Here is a 17,642-nt window from a genome sequence, read left to right as displayed (position 1 = left end):
GCATGACCCTTTTCAAGCCCCTGATGGCGGCCGGGCTGGCGTTGCTGCTGCCTGCCGCCGCCCTGGCCGACAGCGCCAGCATCAACGTGACCGGGCGGATACTCTCTTCCGCCTGCCAGCCGGAGGTCAATCCGCTGAACGTGCCGCTCGTCACCCTGTCGCAAAGCGCCCTGGCGGGCAAGGGCAGCACCGCCTCGGCCACCCGCTTTACCCTGCGGCTGAAAAACTGCCCGGCGGAAATCAGCCAGGTACAGGTGCGGTTTGACGGCAACGCCGTCAGCGGTGACACCAGCGTATTGGCGCTAACGGCGGGCAGCGGCGTTGCCGGCGGCGTCGGCATTCAATTGCAGGATGCCAATGCCGCCGTGCTGCGGTTTGGGCAGCCCTCGGCGGCCATGGCGATCCAGGGCGGTGCCGGCAGCGTCTCATCACTGGCCTTCACCGCCCGTTATATCGCCATCAGCGACACCGTGAGCGCTGGCAGCGCCAATGCCAGTGCTACCTTCACCATTTTGTACAGCAATTAACGCAGTCATTGCCTGCAGGAGACGCCCATGCCGTTAACCGATACCGTCCCAAGATCCCCCGTATTGTTGCCCCCGCATCTGGCAGAGAAATTAACGCCGAACGAACGTCTGGTGCTGCAGGCCCTGCTCAACGGGCAGGACCTGACCGCCATTGCCCAACGGCGCAACCGCAATATCCGCACCGTCAGCAACCACAAGCAACGGGCGATGGAAAAACTGGGCCTGAACAACAACGCCATGCTGTATGCCCTGGCCGCCCTGCTGAGTCCGCCTTTACCGCAGGCCTCCCCTCAGCAAATGCAGTCGCTCTCTCCACGGGAGCATCGGGTGCTGGCGGGCCTGCTGCAGGGTAAAACGGTGGGCGCGATTGCCCGCGAGCAGCATAAAAGCATCAAAACCATCAGCCTGCAGAAACAGCGGCTGATGGAGAAACTGAGGTTATGCAGTGCGGTAGACTTGTTCAGGTCGGCGCCCGGACAGGCGCAGACGCTGCTGGCCAACTGGAGCGCGTGGCCGGATAAACCAGGGCAGCAACAATCAGCAGTATGACGAAACGAGGTAAGCCAGAACCCGTACTACTGGCACGCCAGATGCAAAGAGAAAAACCAAAGGTCACCCGATGGTTGATCTCAATGTTCATATCAACCCAGGAACATCTTGCGCAGGTAGTGCGGCACCGCGTCATCGACGTTGGAGCCGATCACTTCCAGCTCCGGCAGCTTGTCTTTCAGCCGCTGGTGCGCGTCGCGCATGATGCAGCCCTTGCCGGCCATCGACAGCATTTCCAGGTCATTCATACCGTCGCCGAAGGCAATGCACTCTTTCAGCGTATAGCCGATGATCTTGGCCACCTCTTCCAGCGCATGGCCTTTTGACACGCCACCCGCCATGACTTCCAGGCAGGTTGGGAACGAGAAGCTGACGTTAACCCGATCGCCCCAACGCGCATTGATGGCATCTTCCAGCGGCAACAGCTTTTCATGATCGTCGCAGGTGAAGTACACCTTGCAGACGCCATCGGTTTCCAGCAGGCCCGGCTCGAAAAGTTGATACTGGAAGACGGACTCCTGAAAGAACTCTTTCTGCTCCGGACTTTCGCGGTTAATGAACCAGTCGTCATTACGATAAACGTTAGTGGTGATGTCCGGATCGTTATGCAGCATACCGTAGAGATCGCGGGCAATGTCTTCGGCCAGGTTATGGCTGAAAATCAGCTCGCCGTCGGTGTTGTGCACGCGGGCGCCGTTGGAGGTGATCATAAAGGCGCTGATCTCGAGGTTATCGCGGATCTGCGCAACGTCGATATGATGACGACCGGTAGCAAAGACAAAATGTACGCCACGCTGGGTCAGCAGCTTCAGTGTCTCTTTGGCGTAAGGGGACAGAGTGTGGTCGGGTGACAGCAGCGTGCCATCTAAATCGGAAGCGACGACGTGATACATAGCGGTAATTTCTAACCTCTAATGGTGTGGTCGGCGGTTGGGGTACCACCTAAGTGATGAGCAAAGAAACGCAGGATTGCGCTCAATGCTTCGGCGCGCATCGCGTCCCGCTCAAACAGGATCTCATGCCGTGCGCCTTCGATAACCTGCGGTTTTCCCCCTTCACAGGGATGTCCCGCTTCTGACAATGCCTGACAAAAAGCCTGATGAGAACGGTTGTCGACCACCCGATCCTCACCGGCCTGCAATAATAATAGCGGCGTGGTGATTTTAGCCGCCTGGGCGATGATTTCTCGTCCCGCCTGCAGGCTTTCCCGTACCCAGTGGTAGGTTGGCCCCCCCACCTGCAACTCGGGATAATCGGCGTAATAACGTAAACAGCGACGATAGCGCTCACGGCTGTGGGTCAACACGTTGACCACATAGGGTAGCGGTCGCCACTGGCCGGTCCCTATCGCATAGTAATCGCGCACCTTCGGGTGTTTCTCCGTCCAGTTCAGAATGCGGTTGGCCATCCAACCCGGCATCGGCAAATAAATACCGAACATCGGTGCACAAAACGCAGCAGCGTCAAATGCCTGTGGCTGGCGGGCCAGAAACTGCGCCAGGATCGCACCGCCCATCGAGTGAGCCAACGCAAAGTGCTGCCGGTAACCCAGTGGCACCACTTCCTGCTGATAAAACTGGGCGAAGTCATCAACGTAATCGGCAAAGTTTATCACATGACCACGGTGCATATCAGTCAGCAAACGGCCGGAACGGCCCTGCCCGCGGTGATCCAAAATCATCACGTCATAACCGCAATGGAACAGATCGTAGGCAACCTCGGGATATTTAATATAACTTTCGATACGACCGGGGCTTACCACCACCACCCGCTGATGGCGAGAGGAACTGAAACGCACAAAACGGATGGGTACGCCGCCGACGCCGCTGAACTCGCCTTCCTCGCGCTGCCGCCAAAAGTCCAGCAGCGGTCCCGTGGCGAAAGCAGCAAACTGCTTTTCACGCGTTAACCAGTCATCAGTGCTGAGAGTAAACGACGTCATCAAATGCTTTTCCCTGAGCCGCCAGCGGCAAAAATGTGACCTCTGGCACAAGAAATAATACTAGCGTATTGTGATTCAATTCTTACAAAAACCGAACCATTTTGGCACATATTGGCCATTGGCGCTTTCAGGGAGTACCTCAATGACCTTGGACTGGTGGTTAACCTACCTGCTGACAACCCTTATCCTCAGCCTGTCGCCCGGCTCCGGGGCGATCAATACCATGAGTACCGGTATCAGCCACGGTTATCGTGGCGCAGCGGCGTCTATTGCCGGCCTGCAGGTCGGGCTGAGCCTGCATATCGTGCTGGTGGGCATTGGCCTGGGCGCGCTGGTATCGCAGTCACTGTTGGCGTTTGAAATGCTGAAGTGGTTCGGCGCCGCCTATCTGGTCTGGCTTGGCATTCAACAATGGCGCGCTGCAGGTGCGCTGGACTTGCATACGCTGGCAGGCACTATGCCGCGTCGCCGCCTGTTCCGCCGTGCCGTGCTGGTGAATTTGACCAACCCGAAAAGCATCGTGTTTCTGGCCGCACTGTTCCCACAGTTTATTTTGCCCAACCAACCGCAGGCCGAGCAGTACCTGGTGCTCGGTATCACCACCGTGGTCGTAGATATTTTTGTCATGATTGGCTACGCCACGCTGGCCACCCGCATTGCCGGTTGGCTGAAGACGCCTCGCCAGATGCAGTTGTTGAACCGTATTTTCGGTTCACTGTTTATTCTGGTGGCCGGGCTGCTGGCTACGGCCAGAAAGGCATAATGCAAAAGGGCCGAACATGGCAGTTCGGCCCTCAAAATCTGTGCGGCAGTGTTTAGCGGGTAAAGATCAGGTGTAAACCAAAACCGGTAAACAGCACGCCCGCCAGTCCGTCTATCCACTTGGCCAGCCGTTGATAACCGCGGCGCATGGTCGGCAATGCAAACACCACCGCCACCAGGCTGAACCAGACAAAAGTCTCGGCGATGATCAGCAAGAACAAGCCCCAGCGTGCACCGGCCCCGACGTCGTCACCCACAAACAGTGAAAACACGCTGCCGAAATAGATAACCGCCTTCGGGTTGGACAGGTTGGTCAGAAAACCGCGGATAAAGCTGCGCCCAGGCTTTGGCAAGGCCACTTTCACCTCCGCCGCAGGCACCGACTGGGCATTTTGAGAACGAGCGGAGCGCAACAGTTGCCAGCCCATCCAGCACAGGTAAATCCCACCGCCAACCATGATAATCTGATGCAGCCAGGCCATTTTTTGCAGGATCAGGTGCAGGCCCATCAAGGCTACGCCCGCCCACACCACGATACCCAGTGAAATACCCAGCACGCCCATCATCGCCTCACGACGTGAGCGGCTGGCGGCGGTTTGCGAAACAAAAAAGAAGTCCGGCCCCGGACTCATCAGCGCAATCAGGTGCACCAGCGCCACGGTCAGAAACAGCATCAGCATGATTTATTGCCCTTAATCTTCGTCATTATCGAGGTGATCGCGGATCATCGCCATAAACGGCGCGCCAAAGCGCTCCAGCTTGCGCTGACCGACACCGTTAACGCTTAACAGGTCGCCGGCCTTGATAGGCATCTGCTCCGCCATTTCCAACAAGGTGGCATCGTTAAACACCACATAAGGCGGGATATTTTCTTCGTCGGCAATCGATTTTCGCAACTTGCGCAATTTGGCGAACAGTTTGCGATCGTAATTGCCGCCGTAGGACTTTTGGTTACTGCTACTGCGGGCCTTCAGGCTCTGGATGCGCGGTACCGCCAGTTGCAGTTCCAGCTCACCCCGCAGCACCGGGCGCGCGGCCTCGGTCAGTTGCAGCGCCGAGTGCATGGCAATGTTCTGGGTGATAAAGCCCAGGTGGATCAACTGACGCAGCACGCTGGTCCAGTGTTCGGTGGTCTGCTCGCGACCAATGCCGTACACCGGCAGTTTCTCATGTCCGTATTCGCGGATACGCTGGTTATTGGAACCGCGCAGCACTTCGACAATGTAACCCAGCCCGAAACGCTGGCCGACGCGATACACACAGGACAACGCCTTGCGCGCATCTTCCAGCCCATCGTAACGCTTGGGAGGATCCAGGCAGATATCGCAGTTGCCGCAGTTCTGGTGTTTACCTTCGCCAAAATAGTTGAGCAGCACCAACCGGCGGCAGGTTTGCGCTTCGGCAAAAGCCCCCATGGCGTTCAACTTGTGGCGCTCGATATCCAGTTGCTGCCCGGCGGGCTTTTCCTCCAGACAGCGGCGCAGCCAGGCCATATCGGCCGGGTCATACAGCAGGATCGCCTCGGCCGGTAAGCCGTCACGCCCGGCGCGGCCGGTTTCCTGATAATAAGATTCGATATTGCGCGGAATATCAAAGTGCACCACAAAGCGCACGTTGGGTTTGTTAATGCCCATGCCAAAGGCGACGGTGGCGACCACTACCTGCAAATCGTCGCGCTGGAACGCTTCCTGCACCTGCGCGCGGCGGTCGTTGTCCAACCCGGCATGATAGGCTCCCACGCTCAGCCCACGGCTTTGCAGGCGGGCAGTGGTGTCTTCGACCTTGGCGCGGCTGTTGCAGTAAATGATGCCGCTTTTGCCACGTTGGTCCTGCACAAACCGCCACAGTTGGTCGAGCGGCTTGAATTTCTCCACCAGCGTATAGCGGATGTTTGGCCGGTCAAAGCTGCTGACCTGCACCAGCGGATCCTGCAATGCCAGCAGGCGCACTATGTCACCACGGGTCGATTCATCAGCGGTCGCGGTCAACGCAATCACCGGCATATCAGGGAAGCGTTGCTTCAACAGCCCCAATGCACGGTATTCAGGCCGGAAATCATGGCCCCACTGCGAAATACAGTGCGCTTCATCCACCGCCAGCAAGGCAGGTGGGTTGCCGCCGAGCTGATCGAGGAAACTGTCCATCATCAGCCGCTCGGGGGCGATATACAGCATTTTGATCTGGCCGCTGCGGCAACCCGCCATTACCTCGAGCTGCTGCTCACGCGTTTGCGTTGAGTTATAGCAGGCAGCGGCGACGCCATAGGCCAGCAGTTGATCGACCTGATCTTTCATCAGCGAGATCAACGGGGAAACCACTAACGTCAGGCCATCCATCACCAGCGCCGGGATTTGGTAACACAACGATTTACCGCCACCGGTCGGCATGACCACCAGGCAATCCTGCCCGCCGATCGCCGTGTTGATAATCGTTTGTTGACCCGGTCGGAATTGCTGGTAGCCGAAGGTATCGCGTAATACCTGCTCGGCCAGCAACTCTCTGTTTATCACTGCTGCGGTTGACACACACTTCCCCATTTTTTGCTGCGATACGCCGCCTTTATGACGGCCGGATTACATAATATCGTTAAGCATGACACCAACGCCAACCCGTGTCTGCCGGAAGTTGTAATCAATCAAGGATTCGCCGTAACCGCTGAACACCTGAGTGTAGAAACGCACGTGCTTGCTGATCGGGTAGCTCCAGCCTAATTCCGCGCCGCCATAACCGCTGTTCCAGTTGTAATGGCTGTCGACACTGAACACGCTGTCACCCCAGGCATAGCCCACTTTCAGACGGTAATAGCCCATGTATTTGGTGATGTCCGGGTTATCGTCACTGCTGTCGCTTTCCGAAAAGCGGAACCAGGGCTTGAGATCCACCTGCCAGTTGCCGTTTTGTGCCATAAAGCGCGCATAACCCCGGTTCCAGCTGCGTGAAGTGGGATCAGAACGGCCGTTGGACTGGTGATTCAAGCCCACTTCAACGTCACGCAGCGTCCAGCCGGCGAAGCTGTAATCGGTCGCCCACCCCAGGAACACCTGCGGTTCGTAGTTGGTCTCACGGAACGGGGATGACTCACTGTGGTTGGAAAGCTGCCACCAGGAGCGCTGAGTATAAGAGGCGCCCAGCACCGAGTTATCACCGGCAATGCCACGCCACAGTGGGAACGCCAGGCTGAGTTGGAATTTGACCTCGTCCTTGCGGGCATTATCGGCCCAGTTATAGGACTGGATGGCCTCTTTGTTGATATTGCTGGTATCGGTATACAGCACATAGTTGGTGTCATACGGATACAGCGTGAATGGGTTGTCGTGATCCTGCAGCATATTGGCAATAATGCTGCCGCGCACCGCCGGTTTATCATGAATTTGCTGCTCTTTGGCTTCTTCCGCCTGAGCCAGCGGAGCCGCCGCCAGCGTGGCCAAAATGAACCCTGACAAAATGCGCATAACGTTCCTCACCCCAACAAAATTGACAAATTCTGAAATAAAAACAGGCCATTTTACACACAAAGAGAGTTTTACAGCAGTGCGGCGTGTATTTATTGGATTAGTCTGGAAAGCAACAAAATATAGGCATAATATCAACAAACGGTTAACCTGGACTGACCAGTTAGCTTCCCCTACTACACAGAAAAGAATGGGTATTTATGTCTACCACACCACTGACACTTGAAGCCGCCCGCCAGAAAATTGGCGAGATCTTTGTTTATCACATGCCGTTTAACCGCGAGCTGGGCCTGGAACTGCGCCGCTTTGACGACGACTATGTGGAGCTGAGTTTTACCAACCAACCCAAGCTGGTGGGTAATGCCGCGCAGAAAATTCTGCACGGCGGCGTGATCGCCTCGGTGCTGGACGTCGCCGCCGGGCTGGCGTGCGCCGGCAGCGTGTTAATGCGTCTGGATCCGTTGATCGAAGAAGAAGTCGCTACTCGTCTTTCCCGCATGGGAACCATAGATCTGCGCGTTGACTATCTGCGCCCTGGCCGTGGCGAGCATTTCGTCGCCGCCGCCAGCGTATTGCGCAGCGGCAATAAAGTCGCGGTCGCCCGCGTCGAACTGCATAATCACGATGGCCTGCATATCGCCAGCGCCACCGCTACCTACCTGGTCGGGTGATTGTGTGCGGTGAGCGTCTTAAGTACACTCACCGCATCTCCGTTTTACCCATCTGAGTAACGTCATGGACGCACAGCAAACACGGCAGGGCATCTTCTTTGCTCTGGCCGCCTATTTTATTTGGGGCATCGCCCCGGCTTATTTCAAACTGATCCAACAGGTGCCTGCCGATGAGATCCTCACCCATCGGGTGATTTGGTCGTTCTTCTTTATGCTGGCGCTGATCACTCTCGGACGTAACTGGTCACAGGTGCGGGCCGCCTGCCACGACCGTAAACGGCTGTTGCTGCTGGCCGTGACCGCGTTGCTGATCGGTGGCAACTGGCTGCTGTTTATCTGGGCGGTGAATAACCACCATATGCTGGAAGCCAGTCTGGGCTATTTCATTAATCCGCTGGTGAATGTGCTGCTGGGGATGTTGTTCCTGGGCGAACGCTTCCGTCGGATGCAGTGGTTGGCGGTGGCACTGGCTTTCGCCGGTGTCCTGATCCAGCTATGGCAGTTCGGTTCACTGCCGATTATCGGTCTGGGGCTGGCGTTCAGCTTTGCCTTCTACGGCCTGCTGCGCAAGAAGATCGCCATCGACGCGCAGACCGGCATGCTGATCGAAACCCTGTGGCTGCTGCCGGTAGCGGCCGCCTATCTGTTCCTGTTCGCCGACAGCCCGACCAGCCACCTCGGTGCCAATGCCTGGTCGCTGAACCTGTTGCTGGTGGCCGCTGGTATCGTCACCACCATACCGCTGCTGTTCTTTACCGCTGCGGCTACTCGTCTGCGCCTGTCGACGCTCGGCTTCTTCCAATACCTCGGCCCCACGCTGATGTTCCTGTTGGCCGTGACCTTCTACGGTGAAACCGTCGGACAGGACAAACTGGTCACCTTCGGCTTTATCTGGGCGGCGCTGCTGCTGTTTATCCTCGACGCGCTCTACACCCAGCGTAAACTGCGCTGAGGTCAGAGCTAGGTTGAGGCCGGCGTGGCGTGGTTGGAAATAAACCGCGCCATCGCCGGCCCCGTCAGCAGAATAGTGAACAGCCGTAGTGTCTGCATCGCCATCACAAAAGACATGTCTACCCGGCTGCCGGCGGCAATGATCGCCACGGTATCCAATCCGCCGGGGCTGGTAGCCAGATAGGCGGTCATCAAATCTACCGGCAGAAAGTGCGTCAGCATCCACGCCAGCAGGCCACAAAACAGCATCAGCGCGACGATCGACACCACCATCTGCGGCAGAGTCCGCAATGCCAGTAGAAATATCGGCCGGGTAAAACGCAGCCCGACGCTCCAGCCAATCAACGTATAAGCCAAGGCCAGTAGCCACTCTGGTATCTGCAGCGCCATAGTACCGCTGGAATGCAGTACCGCACCGATGATCATCGGCAGCAATAGCGCACCGGACGGGATACGCAGCCGAGGCCCCAACCAGGCACCGACCATGGCTACGCCCAGCGTCGCCGGAAAACGCCAATCCAGCGACGGGAACCATTCCAGCGCCGCACTGCCGTGCCCTGCCTCATCGCCCAGCCCAATGCGGGCCACCATCGCCGCTGCGGTCGCGACAAACAGTACCCGCAGATACTGCATAAATGCCACCAATCGAACGTCTGCGCCAAAATCACCGGCCATCGCCACCATCGCCGACGCTCCGCCGGGCGACGAGCCCCAGGCACCGGTCGGCCCGGGCAGGCCACTAAAGCGCACCAGGCACCAGCCGGAAATGCCACTGGCCAGCAGCGTGGCGATCAGCACCAGCAGCACCAGCGGCCAGTCATCGAGTAACGGCGTGAGAATAGCGGGAGAAAGGCTTTGTGCAATCATGCAGCCCAGCACCGCCTGCGCAGCGATAAACAGGTAGCCGGGAATGCGCACCGTGGCGCCCAGCAGCCCCATGGCTACGCCGACAATCATCGGCCCCAGCAACAGCGCAGCGGGAATATGGAAGGTTTGCAGGCCAAATCCCAACACCAGCGAAGCCAGCAGCAGGATTGACCATTGAATCAAGCGGGGGAACTTCTCCATCAAAACGCATGCCTTACAGACAGATAAGCCGTGGGGGCATTCTAACCCTATTTAGCAGGCTAAGCGTTGGCCAACGGCAGAAATGTCGGGCGAACAGGTTCGCCCGTCAGCTTACAGCCAGTTCTTGCGTTTGAAGTACAGATAAGGGGCCAGCCCTGCCAGGATCATCAAACTGATGGCGCCGGGATAACCGAACGACCACTTCAGCTCCGGCATAAACTCAAAGTTCATCCCGTAGCTTGAGGCCACCAGCGTTGGCGGCAGGAACACCACCGAAACCACCGAGAAGATCTTGATGATGCGGTTCTGTTCGATGTTGATAAAGCCCATCGCCGCCTGCATCAGGAAGTTGACCTTCTGGAACAGCGATTCGTTGTGCGGCAACAGGGATTCGATGTCGCGCAGCACTTCACGCGCCTGTTCCAGCTGACCGGTTGGCAGCCGCGCCTTGCGCACCAGGAAGTTCAGCGCCCGTTGGGTATCCATCAGGCACAGACGGACCTTCCAGCCGATATCTTCCAGTTCGGCCAGCGTCGACAGCGCCTCGTCGTATTCATCACCCTGATGGCCTTCCATGATTACCCGGCTGAGCTTTTCCAGATCGCTGTAGACGTTTTCGATCTCGTCCGCCAACTGCTCAATCTTGGTTTCGAACAAATCCAGCAACAGCTCGTAGGCGTTGCCGTCAACCATCGTCAGATTACGGGCACGCATGCGGTACAGGCGAAACGCCGGCAGTTCACGCTCACGCAGGGTATACAGGCGACCATCGCGAATGGTGAAAGCCACGGTGGAGTTGCCGGCATGGTCTTCCGCATCTTCAAAATAGAAAAAGGAGTGAATATGCAGACCATCTTCGTCTTCGAAGAAACGCGCGGAAGCTTCGATATCGTCCAGCTCCGGGCGTGTCGCCAGGCTTTGGCCCAGCTCGTTTTGCACGCGCTCACGTTCGCCTTCTTCCGGCTCAACCAGGTCAACCCACAGTGACGTAGTGAGGTCATCGGAGTCATCCAACTCCAGACGGGACAGGCGGCTGTTATCTAATTTAAACGCGCTTAGCATCTGCTAAAACTCCCTTGGGGTGACAGGGGTAAACAACGCGTGGAAGCACAGAAACAGGGGGATGTTGTATCACCAGCTTGTTTCAGACCATGTAAGGATCTGACTCATAGCGACACTGAAGAGGTCGCCGACAACCACGAAGGCTATCAGCTCAATGGGATAGCCTTAGAAGTTGCACCTGTTGTTGTCCAGGTCAGTGAGCCAGTATCTACTGGGTGTGTCCAAGGCGTATGTCCTCATTGATAATAGTGCGCGCATGTTACGCCGAGAAGAAAAAGTCTGTCAACCGGTTAGGTCCGATAATTGCGCAACAATTCATCGCTATAACCAATGGGGGAAATCAGCAAAATCGGCGATAAAGGGTAACGAAAAAGCTGCGACGATCTCTGACCACGCGCAAGAATGTTGCTAAGATTAGGCCACGATAAGCTTGCGGACTTTACCGATGAAACAAATTACTGCCCACGACCTGACCGCCATGAGTGAACAGGCCGCTAAAGTGGCACGCCTGCGCGCGCACCGTACGTTACACGAAGAGTTGAGCGACCCGGTGCAGCGACTGGCGATTGCCATGGAACCCGGCACCTATATCCGCCCCCACCGCCATCCGCAAACCTGGGAGCTGCTGACACCGCTGCGCGGCCGTTTTGTGGTGCTGCAGTTTAACGAGGACGGCGTCGTCACCCAGCGCACCCTGCTCGGCGAAGAAACCAAAGTGCTGGAGATGCCGGCGTTTACCTGGCATGCCGTGCTGTCGGTTGATCCGGGTGGCGTGGTATTCGAAGTGAAGCAAGGGCCTTATCAGGCGCTGTCGGAAGAAGACTGCATGCCGTGGGCACCGCAGGAAGGGGCCGAAGGCACCGAAGCGGTGATGCGTTGGTATGCCACCGCGCAGATCGGCGATCGCTATACCCATACTGTTTGATATCAACATAGGGGCGATAATTCGCCCCTGCCGGCACCGGGCTTACACCGTCTCCAGGCGAGCGTAAGCGGCCACCAGCCACTTGATGCCTTCACCCGGAAAAGCAATCTGCAGCCGGCTGTGTTCGCCGCTGCCTTCCAGATTGACGATAGTCCCTTCGCCAAACTTGGGGTGGCGCACTCGCTGGCCCAGCTTGTAACCGGTGTCGTTTTCGCTGATCGGCGTGCCCATGCGGCGATGATTCGCCGGCCGTGAGACGCTGGCGCGCAAACGCACTTCTTCCACACACTCCTCCGGCAGTTCGCCGATGAAGCGTGAAGGCCGGTGATAAACCTCTTTGCCGTACAGACGCCGGGTTTCGGCATAGGTCAGCGTCAGTTTCTGCATGGCGCGCGTCAACCCAACGTAGGCCAGGCGGCGCTCTTCTTCCAACCTGCCGCCTTCGTCCAGCGACATTTGGCTCGGGAACATCCCCTCTTCCATGCCGACGATAAACACCTGCGGGAACTCCAGCCCCTTGGCCGAGTGCAGGGTCATCAACTGCACCGCGTCCTGATAGGCATCGGCCTGCCCCTCGCCCGCTTCCAGCGCAGCATGTGACAAAAACGCCTGCAGCGGCATCAGATCCTGATCTTCATCCTGATAGCTGTACTGGCGCGTTGCCGTCACCAGTTCCTCAAGGTTTTCGATACGTGCCTGACCTTTTTCGCCCTTCTCTTGCTCATACATAATGAACAGCCCCGAATCGCGGATCACCCGATCGGTCTGAACGTGCAGTGGCATATCGGCGGTTTCGTGCGCCAGTGAGTCCACCAGCTCGGTAAAGCGTTGCAGCGCAGATGCCGCGCGCCCGGCCAGCACCTTGTCCTGCAACAGTGCGCGGGTGGCCTGCCACAGGGTCAATTGACGATCGCGGGCCGTACGACGCACTTCGTCCAGCGTCCGGTCGCCAATGCCACGCGTCGGCGTATTCACCACGCGTTCGAACGCAGCATCGTCGTTGCGGTTGGCGATCAGCCGCAGGTAGGCCAGGGCATCCTTGATCTCCTGACGCTCGAAGAAGCGCTGCCCACCGTAGATACGGTAAGGCATCGCCGTTTGCAGCAGCGCCTCTTCCAGTACACGCGACTGGGCATTGCTGCGATAAAGGATGGCGCAATCATTCAGCGCACCGCCGTTTTCCTGCCAGGCTTTGATACGGCCCACTACGAAGCGCGATTCATCCAGCTCGTTGAAGGCACAGTAGACTGAGATAGGCTCGCCTTCGCCGCCTTCGGTCCACAGATTTTTCCCCATGCGCCCGCCGTTGTTGGCGATCAGGGTGTTGGCCGATTTCAGGATATTGCTGGTCGAACGGTAGTTCTGTTCCAGAAGTACGCTTTGCGCACCGGGGAAATCCTTCAGGAAGCGTTGGATATTCTCCACCTGAGCGCCGCGCCAGCCGTAGATCGACTGGTCATCGTCACCGACGATCATCACGTTGCTGTTATTGCCGGCCAGCAGGCGGATCCAGGCGTACTGAATGCTGTTGGTATCCTGAAACTCGTCCACCAGCACGTTGGTGAAGCGTTCGCGGTAATGATTGAGGATATGCGGCTTGTTCAGCCACAGCTCATGGGCACGCAGCAACAGCTCGGCAAAGTCCACCAGCCCGGCACGGTCACAGGCTTCCTGGTAGGCCTGGTAGATACGCAGCCAGGTCGCTTCCACCGGGTTGTTGTAGGTTTCAACGTGCTGCGGGCGCAGGCCCTCATCTTTTTTGCCGTTGATGTACCACATTGCCTGACGCGGCGGCCATTGCTTCTCGTCGATATTCAACGCTTTGACGATACGCTTGAGCAGGCGGAACTGGTCGTCGCTGTCAAGAATTTGGAAATCCTGCGGCAGGTTGGCATCCAAATGATGAGCGCGCAGCAGCCGATGAGCCAGACCGTGGAAGGTACCAATCCACATGCCGCCCTGGCTGGTGCCAATCAGGTGTTCGATACGGTGGCGCATTTCCGCCGCCGCCTTGTTGGTGAAGGTCACCGCCATGATGGAATACGGCGAGCAGTTCTCTACCGCCAGCAGCCAGGCGATGCGATGCACCAGCACCCGGGTTTTACCGCTGCCCGCGCCGGCCAGTACCAACAGGTTGCCACGTGGCGCCGCCACCGCTTCGCGTTGTTTTTCATTCAGGCTGTCGAGCAGATCGGAAACGTCCATAGGCACCATTAATTGGTAAGGGAAAGCGCGTCAGAGACGCGATTCCACTGGGAATTTATACAGAGTTCTGGCAGGGATTATAACAATGCTGTCAGCGATGCCAACTGCGAAATCTCAATATGTGGCAGCAACCGGCTGTCGGCGGCCTGCATCAGGCTGCGCTGGCGGTCATTGATCCAACAGGCCTGCAGACCGGAACGCAATGCCCCGGCGACGTCGGTGGTCAAATCATCACCCACGTGAAGAATGCGTTCCGGGGCCACTCCCAACCGCTCGGCGGCCAGTTGATACATATCCTGATAGGGCTTGGCGCGGCCATCCGGCCCGGAACGCAGCACAAACTGGAAGTAACCATCCAGCCCGCACAGTGCCGGGTCGGCATTGCCGTTGGTGATCGCCACCAGCGGGAAACGTTCACCCAGCGCTTTCAGGGTGGCATGGGTTGCTTCCGGTACCTCGATGCGGCTGCGCCACAGCGCAAAGTTCTGCATCGCCGCATCGGCGCCGTCGGCGGCTTCGGCATCACGCAGCCCCTGACGGCTCAGCGCCAAATGGATAGCGCGCCAGCGCCACTGGGTGACATCGTGATAAATCTCCGGATCCTGTTCGCGCAGCTCCTGGCGCAGGCGATGAAAATCCGCCGACTGGAAATGGTTCAGCCCGGGATGGTAGTTCTGCAGAAAAGCGACCGATTGCAGCTCGGTCTGTTTGATCACCGGCCGATTGTCGTACAGCGTGTCGTCCAGATCAAAAGTCAGCGCCGCCAGCGGTCGCAGCGGACGATAAAAATGCATCAGGATTTCCCCCGTTTGGCGCGTGGATGCGCAGCATCGTACACGTTCGCCAGATGTTGAAAGTCGAGGTGGGTGTAGATTTGAGTGGTGGTCAGATTGGCGTGGCCGAGCAGTTCCTGCACCGCACGCAGATCGCCGCTCGACTCCAGCATATGGGTGGCAAACGAGTGGCGCAGCTTGTGCGGATGGATATGGCTGTTAACGCCCTGTTTGACGCCCCACTCGGCAAAACGCTTTTGCACGTTACGGGTCGAGATGCGCTTGCCCTGGTTGGACAGAAACATCGCGTCGTCTGACGGCCCGAACAGATCGCGCATCGCCAGCCAGTGTTCAAGCCAGGTCACCGCAGTGCGGCCCACCGGCAGTTTGCGTTCCTTACTGCCCTTACCCAACACCCAGATTTCACCGGCGGCCAGATCGACATGGCGACAGTCCAGCCCCACCAGTTCCGAAAGACGCAGCCCGGCACCGTACATGACTTCAAGCATGGCGCGATCGCGCACCGCCAAAGGATCGTTAAGATCGATATTCAGCAGCTGATTCATTTCATCAACGTCGATGTTTTTCGGCAGATGACGGCCGCTGCGTGGCGTTCGGATCCCTTTGGCCGGGTTGGCAATCAGCATACCCTGGCTGACCTGCCAGTCGAGAAAACTGCGCAACGCCGACAGGCGCAGCGCGAGGCTGGATGATTGTAATCCGGCACGTTTACTGCGCGCCGCGAGCTGACGGACTTTGGCGGCGTCCAGCAACGGCCACTCCGTGACGCCAATTTCCTGCGCCAGCGCCATCAGCGCCTGCAGTTGACGCGAATAACTCAGTTGGGTGAGCGGGCTGAGCTGGCGCTCGACCTTCAGATAGCGCAAAAAAGCGTCCACCGGCTGTTGCAGGCTGGCCGCCAGCGGGATCATGCGCGTTCGACCCAGCGTTCCAGCAGTTCCGGCAGCATGCGCGCCAGTTGATTGAGCATCACGGTGCCCATACCCTGCTGATAGTGTTGCGTATCGCGGCTGCTGAAAATCACCATGCCCAGTTCGCCGTCTTCACCCAACATCGACAGCGCTACCGAGCCGACCAGCTTGGCCTGCGGCAGCAGCAACAGCAGCTCAGGGCCATTGAGGCTGCCGAGGAAATGCTGTTGATCACCCAAACGCTGAATGCGCAGCGGTTCGAACGAAGAACGCGTCAGGGCAAGGTGGGTGAAATCGGAAGGCGCACCGATTTTCCAGCTTTCAGAAAACAGGCGAATATTGGCGCCGGCCAAACCGAAACCGCGCGCCCAACGCTGCAGGCGATTGAGCATATCCTGCAGGCTGTCGGCGGTGGCCAGATTGGCCTGCAAATGCAGCAGGCTGGCAAACAGCGTTTCGTTGGCGCTGGCCTGCTCCATCAGCAGGGTGATTTCTTCTTCCAGCCGGTTGATATGGTTGCGCTGGCGGGCCAGATGCCACTCGACCAGCGACACGGTACCGCGAACGGGATGGGGAACGCGCATCTGTTCCACCAACCGCGCGTTGCGGATAAAGAAGTCCGGGTTTTGCAGCAGAAACTGCATCACGGTGTCGTCGTCAAGCTCAATGCCTGCGACAGCCTGGTCCTCAACACTCTTCATAGATGAATAAATCCGTCATATACATGGGTTGCCGGGCCGGTCATAAACAGCGGGCTGCCCGGTCCTTTCCAGCGAATATGCAGGCTGCCGCCCGGCAGTTCTACATGCACCTCTTCTGACAGCAATTCCTGTTGGATCCCCACTGCCACTGCCGCACAGGCGCCGCTTCCACAGGCCTGGGTTTCGCCGGCACCGCGCTCATACACGCGCAATTTGATGTGCTCACGGCTGACAATTTGCATAAAACCAATGTTGGCCCGTTCAGGGAAGCGCTCATGCCCTTCCAACACCGGCCCGAGCAATTCCACCTTGGCGGTTTTTACCTCATCCACCTGTAAAACACAATGTGGGTTGCCCATCGACACCACGCCGCACAGCACCGTATGTTCCGCCGCGCGCATGATGTAAGTCTTTTCTTCTTTGGTCGCGCGAAAGGGCACCGTCTGTGGATCAAAGTTCGGCTCGCCCATGTTCACACACACCAAATCGTCATCGGTGACACTCAGCACCATACGTCCGGTCTGGGTGCTCACGCGAATATCGCGCTTGTTGGTCAGCCCTTTCAGCCGCACAAAGCGGGCAAAACAGCGAGCGCCATTGCCGCACTGCGCAACTTCACTGCCGTCGGCGTTAAAAATGCGGTAGTGGAAATCCAGTTCCGGATCGTAAGGCGGTTCTACCACCAGCAGCTGGTCAAAGCCAACGCCCAGGTGCCGATCGGCCAAACGGCGGATCAGCTCGGGTGAAAAATAGACATTCTGTGTAACGGCATCGACCACCATAAAGTCGTTGCCCAGACCGTGCATTTTGGAGAACTGCATATCATACTCCGCTATCCGTCTTGGTTTGCGGTGGCCTGTGCCGCCGCAAATAGGGTGTTACTGAGCGCTCATCGACGGTTTTTGCTGAGAGCTGGAAAGTTCCTGCTGATTTTTCTGTACCTGTTCGCCAGTCTGAACCTGAGTGGCCGGTTTCTTAGTGCTGGCCGGATCGGCTGGAGGGAAGTACAGCGGGCCTTTCAGACCACAGCCGGAGAGCCCGGCAAGCAGAACTGCCATCAGCGCATAGCGTAGTTGTTTTTTCATTTGCATTAATGCCTGTAATTCATGCGTCCAAGGTCTC

19 protein-coding genes are annotated in these 17,642 nt (G+C 57.8%); 6 read left to right on the top strand and 13 right to left on the bottom strand.

Translation table 11 applies throughout. The features are described from left to right. Window positions 1–2: 2 nt before the first annotated feature. Window positions 3–527 carry a fimbrial protein gene (locus ACSOSI_RS00860; protein ID WP_476706406.1) on the top strand — a complete coding sequence of 175 codons (525 nt, stop codon included), beginning with the start codon at window positions 3–5 and terminating at the stop codon, window positions 525–527. Window positions 528–554: 27 nt separating this feature from the next. After that, window positions 555–1,076, top strand: a complete 522-nt coding sequence (locus ACSOSI_RS00855) for a helix-turn-helix domain-containing protein (protein ID WP_476706405.1) — start codon at window positions 555–557, stop codon at window positions 1,074–1,076. Between the two features lie 92 nt (window positions 1,077–1,168). On the opposite strand, the gene yigL is transcribed toward ACSOSI_RS00855, so the two are convergent. Both yigL and pldB read right to left on the bottom strand, forming a co-directional pair. After that, window positions 1,169–1,969: a sugar/pyridoxal phosphate phosphatase YigL gene (gene yigL, locus ACSOSI_RS00850; protein ID WP_012004668.1), complete on the bottom strand. Its 801-nt coding sequence runs from the start codon at window positions 1,967–1,969 to the stop codon at window positions 1,169–1,171. Between the two features lie 11 nt (window positions 1,970–1,980). After that, complete coding sequence (gene pldB, locus ACSOSI_RS00845) at window positions 1,981–3,018, bottom strand: lysophospholipase L2 (protein ID WP_115183438.1); 1,038 nt, start codon at window positions 3,016–3,018, stop codon at window positions 1,981–1,983. 142 nt (window positions 3,019–3,160) lie between these two features. Between pldB and rhtB the strand changes: the two genes are divergently transcribed. Further along, on the top strand, window positions 3,161–3,781 hold the full coding sequence (rhtB, locus tag ACSOSI_RS00840) for a homoserine/homoserine lactone efflux protein (protein WP_017891277.1): 621 nt from the start codon (window positions 3,161–3,163) through the stop codon (window positions 3,779–3,781). A gap of 52 nt (window positions 3,782–3,833) precedes the next feature. On the opposite strand, the gene rhtC is transcribed toward rhtB, so the two are convergent. Genes rhtC through pldA form a run of 3 tightly spaced genes read right to left on the bottom strand, consistent with a single transcriptional unit; the run spans window position 3,834 to window position 7,232 of the window. Then, the gene (rhtC, locus tag ACSOSI_RS00835) at window positions 3,834–4,460 is read right to left on the bottom strand and encodes a threonine export protein RhtC (protein WP_017891276.1); all 627 of its coding nucleotides are present in this window, start codon (window positions 4,458–4,460) and stop codon (window positions 3,834–3,836) included. A gap of 12 nt (window positions 4,461–4,472) precedes the next feature. Next, the gene (recQ, locus tag ACSOSI_RS00830) at window positions 4,473–6,305 is read right to left on the bottom strand and encodes an ATP-dependent DNA helicase RecQ (protein WP_476706404.1); all 1,833 of its coding nucleotides are present in this window, start codon (window positions 6,303–6,305) and stop codon (window positions 4,473–4,475) included. A gap of 48 nt (window positions 6,306–6,353) precedes the next feature. Further along, complete coding sequence (pldA, locus tag ACSOSI_RS00825) at window positions 6,354–7,232, bottom strand: phospholipase A (RefSeq protein WP_012004663.1); 879 nt, start codon at window positions 7,230–7,232, stop codon at window positions 6,354–6,356. A gap of 200 nt (window positions 7,233–7,432) precedes the next feature. Between pldA and ACSOSI_RS00820 the strand changes: the two genes are divergently transcribed. Next, entirely contained in the window at window positions 7,433–7,903 is a 471-nt protein-coding gene (locus tag ACSOSI_RS00820) for a thioesterase family protein (RefSeq protein ID WP_012004662.1), read from the top strand. A gap of 64 nt (window positions 7,904–7,967) precedes the next feature. Then, window positions 7,968–8,855 carry an EamA family transporter RarD gene (rarD, locus tag ACSOSI_RS00815; RefSeq protein ID WP_012004661.1) on the top strand — a complete coding sequence of 296 codons (888 nt, stop codon included), beginning with the start codon at window positions 7,968–7,970 and terminating at the stop codon, window positions 8,853–8,855. An 8-nt stretch (window positions 8,856–8,863) separates the two neighbouring features. On the opposite strand, the gene ACSOSI_RS00810 is transcribed toward rarD, so the two are convergent. Further along, window positions 8,864–9,922: an AbrB family transcriptional regulator gene (locus tag ACSOSI_RS00810; RefSeq protein WP_135344753.1), complete on the bottom strand. Its 1,059-nt coding sequence runs from the start codon at window positions 9,920–9,922 to the stop codon at window positions 8,864–8,866. A gap of 111 nt (window positions 9,923–10,033) precedes the next feature. Then, entirely contained in the window at window positions 10,034–10,984 is a 951-nt protein-coding gene (corA, locus tag ACSOSI_RS00805) for a magnesium/cobalt transporter CorA (protein ID WP_012004659.1), read from the bottom strand. Between the two features lie 445 nt (window positions 10,985–11,429). On the opposite strand from corA, the gene ACSOSI_RS00800 reads away from it, so the two are divergent. Next, window positions 11,430–11,909, top strand: a complete 480-nt coding sequence (locus ACSOSI_RS00800) for a WbuC family cupin fold metalloprotein (protein WP_012004658.1) — start codon at window positions 11,430–11,432, stop codon at window positions 11,907–11,909. A gap of 42 nt (window positions 11,910–11,951) precedes the next feature. Here the strand turns inward: ACSOSI_RS00800 and uvrD are convergent, their stop codons facing one another. From uvrD to lptM, 6 genes are all read right to left on the bottom strand, one after another. Continuing rightward, window positions 11,952–14,114: a DNA helicase II gene (gene uvrD / locus ACSOSI_RS00795; RefSeq protein WP_112363631.1), complete on the bottom strand. Its 2,163-nt coding sequence runs from the start codon at window positions 14,112–14,114 to the stop codon at window positions 11,952–11,954. 77 nt (window positions 14,115–14,191) lie between these two features. After that, window positions 14,192–14,908, bottom strand: a complete 717-nt coding sequence (yigB, locus tag ACSOSI_RS00790; RefSeq protein WP_112363627.1) for a 5-amino-6-(5-phospho-D-ribitylamino)uracil phosphatase YigB — start codon at window positions 14,906–14,908, stop codon at window positions 14,192–14,194. After that, window positions 14,908–15,819, bottom strand: coding sequence for a tyrosine recombinase XerC (xerC, locus tag ACSOSI_RS00785; RefSeq protein WP_012004655.1), 912 nt, complete (start codon window positions 15,817–15,819; stop codon window positions 14,908–14,910). The genes yigB and xerC overlap by 1 nt, the downstream gene beginning before the upstream one ends. Then, window positions 15,816–16,520 (bottom strand): DUF484 domain-containing protein, encoded by a 705-nt coding sequence (locus ACSOSI_RS00780; RefSeq protein ID WP_012004654.1) that lies wholly within the window; start codon window positions 16,518–16,520, stop codon window positions 15,816–15,818. Before ACSOSI_RS00780 ends, xerC begins: the two co-directional genes overlap by 4 nt. Next, window positions 16,517–17,341, bottom strand: coding sequence for a diaminopimelate epimerase (dapF, locus tag ACSOSI_RS00775; RefSeq protein ID WP_017891272.1), 825 nt, complete (start codon window positions 17,339–17,341; stop codon window positions 16,517–16,519). Before dapF ends, ACSOSI_RS00780 begins: the two co-directional genes overlap by 4 nt. 57 nt (window positions 17,342–17,398) lie before the next feature. Beyond that, a complete protein-coding gene (gene lptM, locus ACSOSI_RS00770; protein ID WP_017891271.1) occupies window positions 17,399–17,605 on the bottom strand; it encodes an LPS translocon maturation chaperone LptM in 207 nt (68 codons plus the stop codon). Between the last annotated feature and the right edge of the window lie 37 nt (window positions 17,606–17,642).

The sequence above is a fragment of the Serratia sp. AR11 genome (assembly GCF_056376275.1).
Note: the sequence above shows the minus strand (reverse complement) of the source record. Positions and strands in the feature narration are given on the sequence as shown.

Bases quoted from the DNA above. Each gene is read 5' to 3' on its own strand.
- ACSOSI_RS00860 (WP_476706406.1), top strand. From the start codon at position 3: ATGACCCTTTTCAAGCCCCTGATGGCGGCCGGGCTGGCGTTGCTGCTG.
- ACSOSI_RS00855 (WP_476706405.1), top strand. From the start codon at position 555: ATGCCGTTAACCGATACCGTCCCAAGATCCCCCGTATTGTTGCCCCCG.
- yigL (WP_012004668.1), bottom strand. From the start codon at position 1,969: ATGTATCACGTCGTCGCTTCCGATTTAGATGGCACGCTGCTGTCACCC.
- pldB (WP_115183438.1), bottom strand. From the start codon at position 3,018: ATGACGTCGTTTACTCTCAGCACTGATGACTGGTTAACGCGTGAAAAG.
- rhtB (WP_017891277.1), top strand. From the start codon at position 3,161: ATGACCTTGGACTGGTGGTTAACCTACCTGCTGACAACCCTTATCCTC.
- rhtC (WP_017891276.1), bottom strand. From the start codon at position 4,460: ATGCTGATGCTGTTTCTGACCGTGGCGCTGGTGCACCTGATTGCGCTG.
- pldA (WP_012004663.1), bottom strand. From the start codon at position 7,232: ATGCGCATTTTGTCAGGGTTCATTTTGGCCACGCTGGCGGCGGCTCCG.
- ACSOSI_RS00820 (WP_012004662.1), top strand. From the start codon at position 7,433: ATGTCTACCACACCACTGACACTTGAAGCCGCCCGCCAGAAAATTGGC.
- rarD (WP_012004661.1), top strand. From the start codon at position 7,968: ATGGACGCACAGCAAACACGGCAGGGCATCTTCTTTGCTCTGGCCGCC.
- ACSOSI_RS00810 (WP_135344753.1), bottom strand. From the start codon at position 9,922: ATGGAGAAGTTCCCCCGCTTGATTCAATGGTCAATCCTGCTGCTGGCT.
- corA (WP_012004659.1), bottom strand. From the start codon at position 10,984: ATGCTAAGCGCGTTTAAATTAGATAACAGCCGCCTGTCCCGTCTGGAG.
- ACSOSI_RS00800 (WP_012004658.1), top strand. From the start codon at position 11,430: ATGAAACAAATTACTGCCCACGACCTGACCGCCATGAGTGAACAGGCC.
- uvrD (WP_112363631.1), bottom strand. From the start codon at position 14,114: ATGGACGTTTCCGATCTGCTCGACAGCCTGAATGAAAAACAACGCGAA.
- yigB (WP_112363627.1), bottom strand. From the start codon at position 14,908: ATGCATTTTTATCGTCCGCTGCGACCGCTGGCGGCGCTGACTTTTGAT.
- xerC (WP_012004655.1), bottom strand. From the start codon at position 15,819: ATGATCCCGCTGGCGGCCAGCCTGCAACAGCCGGTGGACGCTTTTTTG.
- ACSOSI_RS00780 (WP_012004654.1), bottom strand. From the start codon at position 16,520: ATGAAGAGTGTTGAGGACCAGGCTGTCGCAGGCATTGAGCTTGACGAC.
- dapF (WP_017891272.1), bottom strand. From the start codon at position 17,341: ATGCAGTTCTCCAAAATGCACGGTCTGGGCAACGACTTTATGGTGGTC.
- lptM (WP_017891271.1), bottom strand. From the start codon at position 17,605: ATGAAAAAACAACTACGCTATGCGCTGATGGCAGTTCTGCTTGCCGGG.